Below are 8,167 nucleotides of genomic sequence, written 5' to 3'. Positions count from 1 at the left end.
ATATCTTATAGATAACAATAAAAAACTGGCCATTGAAATTGAGGTACGAAACCTGGAAGAATTAGAACAGGTATTGCAAACAGGCAACATAAATCGTATCTTGTTAGACAACTTTAACTTTGCCGAACTGAGGCAGGCGGTTAATATCGTTAACGGACGGTTTATAACCGAGGCATCCGGCGGTATAACTATTGATAATATACGAGAGTATGCTGATTGTGGGGTTGATTATATATCTGTTGGTGCGCTAACGCATTCGGTAAAAAGCCTCGATCTTAGCTTAAAGGCTGTAAAGTAAATTTATCCTGGAACCTTGTTTTTAGGGTTTAACTTAAGGTTTAGTTATAAAAATTTGGAGTTTAACGCATGGCGTTCAAATTATGATTAAAGCTTTAGTACGACATCAATTTTGTAATATTGCAGGGAAATGATCAACGTATACTCCGTTTCGGCGCTCATTCTGGCCTATCTCTGCGGGTCCATACCAACTGCTGTTTGGATAGGGCTGGCATTTTACGATATCGACGTAAGGGAATATGGCAGTGGTAATGCCGGGGCTACAAACACTTTCAGGGTACTGGGTAAACAAGCCGGTATACCTGTGATGCTTCTTGATATTTTAAAAGGGTGGACAGCTACCAACCTTGCCTTCTTTATAGGGGTTTCTACCACAGGAGCCTACAATTCGTCATCTTACATGAACTATGCACTGGCCTTAGGGGTGGCTGCTGTTATGGGGCACTTGTTTCCGGTATTTGCCGGTTTTAGGGGTGGTAAGGGCGTTGCCACACTCTTTGGAATGATTTTAGCTATTCATTTGCATGCCGCTTTATTATGTGTGCTGGTATTTGTGGTGGTGCTTTTAATTACAAAGTATGTATCGCTTAGCTCAATTGCAGCAGCGTTTACATACCCGATAGGAGTCTCGTTCATATTCCCTACGTCCATTCGGTCGGTTGTAATTTATGGCATGTGTATTTGCATGCTGATACTGGTAACCCACCAAAAAAATATCGAACGCTTACTAAAGGGGACCGAATCGAAAGTTAATTTTTTAAAGAAAAAAACTGCCTGATCATCATGAAAAATTTTAAACCTGCATTGGCAATGATTATGATCATTGCCCTGTTCTCTTGTTCAACTGTACCATTAACTGGTCGCCGGCAATTAAGTTTGGTTGGCGATGCCGAAGTAAATCAATCTGCTGCTGCCAGTTATAAACAACTCCTATCCGATCCTAAAACCAAAGTTGTATCAAGTGGAAGCGATGCACAACGTATTAAGCGAATTGGCAACAACCTGGCCGTAGCTATTGAGCGTTACTTAAAAGATAACGGTTATGGCGACCAGTACAGTTTTCAATGGGAATTTAACCTGATACAAAGCAGCGAAGTTAATGCCTGGTGTATGCCCGGCGGTAAGGTGGCTGTATATAGCGGCCTGTTACCCGTAGCCAATACCGATGCCTACCTGGCAGTTGTTATGGGGCACGAAATTGGCCACGCCATTGCCAGGCATGCCGCCGAAAGAATTTCACAGCAACAGGCCGCGCAGCTTGGCGGTGCGGCAGTTGGCGCTGCTACAAACAATAAATCGAGTGCTACACAAGCCATTATAGGGCAACTTTATGGTGTAGGCGGCCAACTGGTATTGTTAAAGTATTCACGCAACCAGGAATCAGAAGCCGACCGCCTGGGTTTAACTTTTATGGCCATGGCCGGTTATGATCCTCATGCTGCAATAGCTTTCTGGCAACGAATGGCTGCACAGAGTAAAGGAGAGGCCCCGCCCGAGCTTTTAAGTACTCACCCTGCCGATGCTACCCGTATTGCCAATATTCAAAACCTTATACCAGAGGCTATGAAGTATTATAAAAAATAAATTAGTGAGGGGTGAATGGTGAGTGGTTTTCTGCTATTTTGCAATTAATTTTTCGTTGACTATTCAACCATTCACCCCATGGCAAAACCCCGGTTTTTAAAAGCGCAGTGGAAAAACCTTGTAATGCTTAATTACGAAGTTGATGCCAAAGTACTGGATACGTATTTACCGCCCGGAACAGAACTTGATATGTGGCAGGGAAAGGCCCTGGTAAGTATGGTTGGGTTTATGTTTCTGGATACCAAGGTACTCGGCATTAAATGGCCCGGGCATGTAAACTTCGAAGAAGTAAACCTGCGCTTTTACGTAAGGCATTTTGACGGGATAGAATGGAAGCGCGGGGCTGTTTTTGTAAGTGAAATTGTGCCTAAACCAATAATAGCAGTTATCGCCAATAATTTATACAAAGAACATTACAGCGCCATGCCGATGCGCAGTTCTATAACGCAAACTAAAGATAACCATACGCAGTTTTTATACGAGTGGAAGTTTAATGGTAAGTGGAACAAACTGGGTGCTACTGCCAGTAATGAATTGCTTGATATTAAACCTGGCAGCGCCGAAGAGTTTATTTTTGAGCATTATTGGGGGTACAACAAGCTCACAACCATTAGTACAATGGAGTACCAGGTGGAGCATATATCATGGCAAACCGGAAAGGTAAAAGACTATGTTTTTGATGCCGATATAACCGGGCTTTATGGTGAAGCGTTTAAACCATACTTAGAGAAAGAGCCGGTTTCGGCATTTTTTGCCGTAGGATCGGATATCAAGGTGAGGATGGGAGATAAGATTGTGGTTGCATTAAATGCGGGAAATCCAATGATTTTTGTTCCAGAGAAGTAGAGCCTTGCAACTCGTTTTGGATCAATTTCCTCCCAATACCTCTAAAACAGCCTTTGCTTTCAATAAACATTCTTCATACTCCTTCTCCGGATCGGCATGGTAAGTAATAGCGCTGCCGGCATGAAAAGAAAGGTATCCGTTTGCAGCATTATACAGCAACGACCTTATTACCACATTAAAATCAAAATCGTCGTCGGCGCTAAAATAACCTACTGCACCAGAGTAAACGCCACGCCTGCTGCGCTCGTATTGTTCCATCAATTGCATTGCACTTATCTTGGGCGCCCCAGTCATGCTCCCCATAGGGAAAGTGTTTTTTACGGCCTGTATGGCCGATAATTCGTCCTGTAATTCGCATACAACGGTCGAGATCATTTGATGTACATGGYGGAAACTGTAAATGCCAAATAAATCTTCGGTTTTTACAGTACCTGGTTTAGCTGATTTGGTGAGATCATTGCGTACCAGGTCTACAATCATAACGTTTTCCTGTAATTCTTTTGGGTGATTGCGCAGCTCCTGTTTAGCCAGCTCATCGGCTTGCAGCTCCGTTTCTCTTTTAACCGTTCCTTTAATAGGCTGCGATACCAATTTACTGCCACGCTTAGCCAAAAAACGTTCGGGGGAGGCCCCTAATATGTAATTGTCCTTCCATTTAAAAAAGGTAGAAAATGGGTTAGGAGAGATGTTATTTAATTGCAAAAATATAGTCAGTGGATTGATGTTCACATCCTCGGCATAAAACTCCTGGCAAAAATTGGTCACATAAATATCGCCCCGGGTAATATGTTCCTGTATGGCTGTTACGGCGTCAACATATTCTTGTTTGCTAAACCTGCTTTGTAAACTTATAGGAGGCTTGATTGCAGTATCTGTTAATTCCTGCTGATTTATCGTGCTTAAAATCCGTTGCGGATCGTCGCTGGTGATCTCTGCCTCATTCCCTTTAATTATAATAAGGTGTTCGGGGGCAAAAAAGTACAGGTCTGGAAATTGCAATCTATCTGGATTTTGGGATGTTAGGCTTTCAATCTCATTCTTCAGATCATAACCCAAAAAGCCACAAAGCCATTCCAGGTTACTTTCACGGAAGGATTGTAACTCTTCAAATGCATTGCCGGTATTGGCTGTTACATCTGCCTTGACTCCAATGGCGATCAGGGTATCAAATTTGCTGTATGGATCATCAAAATCATTCGAATCGAGGTAACACACCGAATTGAATGATTTTGATGCCCAGTGCAGGGCTTTACGCTTGAAATTTTGCAGATCATTTACCTGTATTATCACCCTGCAAAAATAACCAAGTAAATGAAAAAAGTTGGTGATGCCTGCCTTTTGATAATGGATGATCAATATAAAGATCGATAGCAGCTAAACTTCATTGTTTTTTTCACGCATCCAGCTATCAAATCCTGTTTTTTGATTATGTAAGGTGATTGCCAAAAATATAGCGGCCAATATTCCCAACGAAAGATTTAAACATAAGAAAAGCACAAATAATAACAAAATACCGTAAATATAATAGCCAAGTTTTTTGAGGTCCTCATCATATAATTCATAAGTAGAAAGCTTTGTGCCTAAATAGCTTGAGTAAATGAGTAAGGACCACGAAATAACACTTAAATACATTTGCCACTGGCCAAATGCAACGGCCGTGTATACAGCAAGTAATAAACTTAGTGAACAACATGCCAACGCAATGTAAGATAGAGTTTTAAGTGTAGAAGGTTTAAACATGACTTTGATAAGGTTAAGGTATAAATTTATAAAAATATTACAATGCAAGCAAATAAAAAGGCCGGTTGTACCCGGCCTCTTATCATTAATAATTTTTTATATGCATTTAGTATGTAAACTTCGGGAGTTTACATATTAGTGCAATACTAAAGTTTGTACCCTGTCAGGTCCTACTGAAAGGTATTTTATCGGAACGTTCAGTTCTGCTTCCAGGTAATCAATGTATGACTGCAGTTTCGCAGGAATCTCATTTAATTCGGTGATACCGGTCAAATCCTCGTTCCAGCCATCAATCTCTTTCAAAATTGGCTCGGGACTCACCGAACAGATATCATAAGGCATGTAGTCTATTTTTTCGCCTAAATAGTTATAGTGCGTACACGCGTAGATCTTATCGAAACCACTTAATACATCGGCCTTGGTCATTACCAGTTGGGTAACACCATTAAGCATAATAGCGTACTTTAATGCAGGCAGATCAATCCAGCCTGTACGGCGCGGCCTGCCTGTAGTAGCGCCAAATTCATGGCCGATACGGCGTAGTTCTTCGCCTGTTTCATCCTCCAGCTCGGTAGGGAAGGGGCCGCCACCAACGCGGGTACAATAAGCTTTAAAGATACCTATTACATCACCAATTTGCTGTGGTGCTATACCTAAACCTGTACAGGCGCCGGCTGCTGTTGTGTTTGATGATGTTACAAACGGATACGATCCAAAATCGATATCCAGCATGGYTCCCTGCGCGCCTTCGGCTAAAACCTTTTTGCCTTTTTTAATATAATCGTTTACCAGGTGTTCTGAATCAACCAGCGGGAATTTTTTAATAAATTCAATAGCTTCAAAAAACGCCTGCTCACGTTCAGAAAAATTTGCAACCTCGCCATACATAGCCTGTAGCATAGCTGTATGTTTATCAACAAGCTTCTGGTACCTCTCTTTAAAATCAGGAAGTGTTATATCGCCGATACGCAAACCATTCCTGCCGGTTTTATCCATATAAGTTGGACCTATACCTTTTAAGGTTGAACCAATTTTACCTTCGCCCATTTTCTTTTCAGATGCAGCATCCAGTAATTGGTGTGTAGGCAGGATCAAATGTGCCTTTTTAGCTATCAGCAGGTTCTTTTTAGCTAAAAGATCATGTCCTGCATCTTTAAGCTTATCTATTTCCTTTTTTAGGGTGATAGGATCAATCACTACACCATTACCGATAAGGTTCATGGTATTCTCAAAAAATATACCTGAAGGAATGGTATTCAAAACGAATTTTTTACCGTCGAACTCCAAAGTATGCCCGGCATTAGGGCCGCCCTGGAAACGTGCAATCAGGTCATAACCTGCGCTAAGTACATCAACAATTTTTCCTTTACCTTCATCGCCCCATTGGAGGCCTAATAATACGTCAACAGCCATTTATGTTATTGTAAATTCAATACTTAAATAAGAAAGGTGGCAAAGTTATATTTTTCTGTCACAAAAACCTGCTCTTAATTTCTCGCAGTTACCATAAAGATTTAAAGAGTGGTGTTTGATCTCGAATTTTAACAAATCGCCCATCATGCTCTGTATTTGTTGTATGCGTGGGTCGCAAAATTCAACTACTTTACCACAGTCAATGCAAATGATGTGGTCATGCTGCTTATAGCCGTATGATTTTTCGAACTGCGCCATGTTTTTACCAAACTGGTGCTTGGTAACCAGGTCGCATGATACCAGCAGCTCAAGCGTGTTATAAACAGTGGCACGACTAACGCGGTATTTTTTATTTTTCATGTGGATGTATAATGATTCCACATCAAAGTGATCTGAGCGAGAGTAAATTTCTTCGAGTATAGCAAAACGCTCTGGCGTTTTGCGCAGGTTTTTATTTTCAAGKTAGGCCTCAAAAATTTTTTTAACCAATGCTATAGTATCCGTTTGGGGCATAATAGTCTGTTAAGCAGGCAAAGTTATTAATAAAAAACAGAATCAAGAGACAAGAGTCGAGAATCAGGATTTTAGCTTCGTAGCATTTTCCTGACTCTTGATTCTCTTCCTCACGACACTTTTTCAATAGCCGAGTCAAACCGGTTTACGCCGGTAACGCCTTTAACCTGTTTTATTTTCTTGATCAGGTTTTCAAGGTGATCAGTATCATTAACGTATACCATGATCGATCCTTCAAAAATTCCGTTATCACTATCAACAGTAATAGAGCGGATATTTACCTTAAAATCAGTTGAAATAACCGTGGTTAGCTTGTTAATGAGACCAACTTCGTCAATACCGGTTATCCTGAGTCCGGTTAAAAATGCCAGTTCCTGCTGATTGGTCCACCGTGCTTTTACTATACGATAGCCGTAATTTGCCATCAGTTTGGCAGCATTAGGGCAATTGGTACGGTGAATTTTGATGCCATCGCTTACGGTAACAAAGCCAAACACATCATCGCCGGGGATAGGGTTACAGCAATTGGCCAGCTTATAGTCAATTTTCTGCATATCCTCACCAATTAGCAGCATATCGCTGTCTTTCGATTTAAGGTTGCGGATAAGGCTTTGAACCTGTTCCTGTTCTATTTTATCCTGTGGCTTGTTTTCAACAATTTTTTCAAATGCCTGGTATTCTTTCAGGTCCTTCATGTCAATAACACCCTTGGCAATGTTATAAAACAGGTCCTGAGTTGATTGTAGCTTGAAAAAATAGCTCAGTTTATGTATGTTTTCAGAATTGTAAGTGATCTTGAGCGATTTCATTTTACGCTCCAATATCTCCTTGCCATCCTCAGCAATTTTCCGTTTCTCTTCTTTTAGGGCCGACTTAATTTTAGCCTTAGCCTTTGCGGTAACCACAAAGTTAAGCCAGTCTTCCTTGGGCGTTTGCTTGCCGGATGTAATGATCTCTACCTGGTCGCCATTCTGTAATTTGTAGCTTAAGGGTACCAGTTTATGGTTTACCTTGGCCCCAATACAACTGGCGCCTACATCGGTGTGGATCTCGAAGGCAAAATCCAGCGCGGTAGCGTTCAGTGGTAACTGGATGAGCGCCCCTTTCGGGGTGAAAATGAAGATCTCATCGCTGAACAAATTCATTTTAAAATCATCCAGGAAGTCGAGTGCATTTGAATCAGGATTTTTAAGCATATCCCTAACCTTTTGCACCCACTGATCAAGGCCGCTATCGGTTGATGACTCCTTGTATTTCCAGTGCGCGGCAAATCCTTTTTCAGCAATCTCGTTCATTCGTTTGGTACGGATCTGTACTTCCACCCACTGACCGCGGGGCCCCATAACCGTAGTATGTAATGATTCGTAGCCGTTTGCTTTGGGCGATGAGATCCAATCCCGCAACCTGTCGGGATTGGGTCGGTATTGGTCGGTAACTATGCTATAAGCCTTCCAGCAATCTGCTTTTTCTTGGTCGGGAGCACTATCCAGAATTATCCTGATAGCGAAAAGATCATATACCTCTTCAAAAGGGATAGACTTTTTCTTCATCTTATTCCAAATGGAGTGGATAGATTTTGGGCGACCAAAAACATCTGCATGTAATCCCTGGCCCTCAAGCACTTTGTTTACCGGTTCAATAAAATCGCGGATAAATCTTTCACGCTCGGCCTTTTTTTCATTCAGCTTCTTTTTAATAAATTGGTAAGTTTCCCGCTCCATGTATTTCATGGACAGGTCTTCCAGTTCGGATTTTATGGTATATAAGCCCAGCC

At 41.5% G+C, this 8,167-nt stretch carries 9 protein-coding genes; 4 read left to right on the top strand and 5 right to left on the bottom strand.

The annotated features are described in order from the left end of the window. From AC1DPZ_RS17620 to AC1DPZ_RS17605, 4 genes are all read left to right on the top strand, one after another. Nucleotides 1–298 (top strand): nicotinate-nucleotide diphosphorylase (locus AC1DPZ_RS17620; RefSeq protein ID WP_477405755.1); only part of this gene is annotated, 298 nt, incomplete at its 5' end. A 129-nt stretch (nt 299–427) separates the two neighbouring features. Continuing rightward, entirely contained in the window at nt 428–1,075 is a 648-nt protein-coding gene (gene plsY, locus AC1DPZ_RS17615) for a glycerol-3-phosphate 1-O-acyltransferase PlsY (protein ID WP_477405753.1), read from the top strand. Between the two features lie 5 nt (nt 1,076–1,080). Then, entirely contained in the window at nt 1,081–1,881 is an 801-nt protein-coding gene (locus AC1DPZ_RS17610; RefSeq protein ID WP_477405751.1) for a M48 family metallopeptidase, read from the top strand. A gap of 78 nt (nt 1,882–1,959) precedes the next feature. Continuing rightward, nucleotides 1,960–2,727 (top strand): YqjF family protein, encoded by a 768-nt coding sequence (locus tag AC1DPZ_RS17605; RefSeq protein WP_477405749.1) that lies wholly within the window; start codon nt 1,960–1,962, stop codon nt 2,725–2,727. A 21-nt stretch (nt 2,728–2,748) separates the two neighbouring features. Here the strand turns inward: AC1DPZ_RS17605 and AC1DPZ_RS17600 are convergent, their stop codons facing one another. The 5 genes from AC1DPZ_RS17600 to AC1DPZ_RS17580 form a co-directional block, all read right to left on the bottom strand. Continuing rightward, nucleotides 2,749–4,083, bottom strand: a complete 1,335-nt coding sequence (locus AC1DPZ_RS17600) for an anthranilate synthase component I family protein (RefSeq protein WP_477405747.1) — start codon at nt 4,081–4,083, stop codon at nt 2,749–2,751. A gap of 18 nt (nt 4,084–4,101) precedes the next feature. Continuing rightward, nucleotides 4,102–4,467 carry a hypothetical protein gene (locus tag AC1DPZ_RS17595; protein WP_477405745.1) on the bottom strand — a complete coding sequence of 122 codons (366 nt, stop codon included), beginning with the start codon at nt 4,465–4,467 and terminating at the stop codon, nt 4,102–4,104. 135 nt (nt 4,468–4,602) lie between these two features. Beyond that, a complete protein-coding gene (locus AC1DPZ_RS17590; RefSeq protein ID WP_477405743.1) occupies nt 4,603–5,880 on the bottom strand; it encodes an adenylosuccinate synthase in 1,278 nt (425 codons plus the stop codon). A 45-nt stretch (nt 5,881–5,925) separates the two neighbouring features. Then, a complete protein-coding gene (locus AC1DPZ_RS17585; RefSeq protein WP_477405741.1) occupies nt 5,926–6,393 on the bottom strand; it encodes a Fur family transcriptional regulator in 468 nt (155 codons plus the stop codon). A 110-nt stretch (nt 6,394–6,503) separates the two neighbouring features. Further along, the coding region (locus tag AC1DPZ_RS17580) for a RelA/SpoT family protein (protein ID WP_477405739.1) at nt 6,504–8,167 on the bottom strand (1,664 nt) is incomplete at its 5' end.

Source organism: Mucilaginibacter sp. P4_G9, assembly GCF_056400985.1.
The sequence above is the reverse complement of the archived record's forward strand: the minus strand, read 5'-3'. Positions and strand labels throughout refer to the sequence as shown.

Excerpts from the sequence above, each read along its gene's own strand:
- AC1DPZ_RS17610 (WP_477405751.1), top strand. The coding sequence starts at position 1,081 with ATGAAAAATTTTAAACCTGCATTGGCAATGATTATGATCATTGCCCTG.
- plsY (WP_477405753.1), top strand. The coding sequence starts at position 428 with ATGATCAACGTATACTCCGTTTCGGCGCTCATTCTGGCCTATCTCTGC.
- AC1DPZ_RS17595 (WP_477405745.1), bottom strand. The coding sequence starts at position 4,467 with ATGTTTAAACCTTCTACACTTAAAACTCTATCTTACATTGCGTTGGCA.
- AC1DPZ_RS17605 (WP_477405749.1), top strand. The coding sequence starts at position 1,960 with ATGGCAAAACCCCGGTTTTTAAAAGCGCAGTGGAAAAACCTTGTAATG.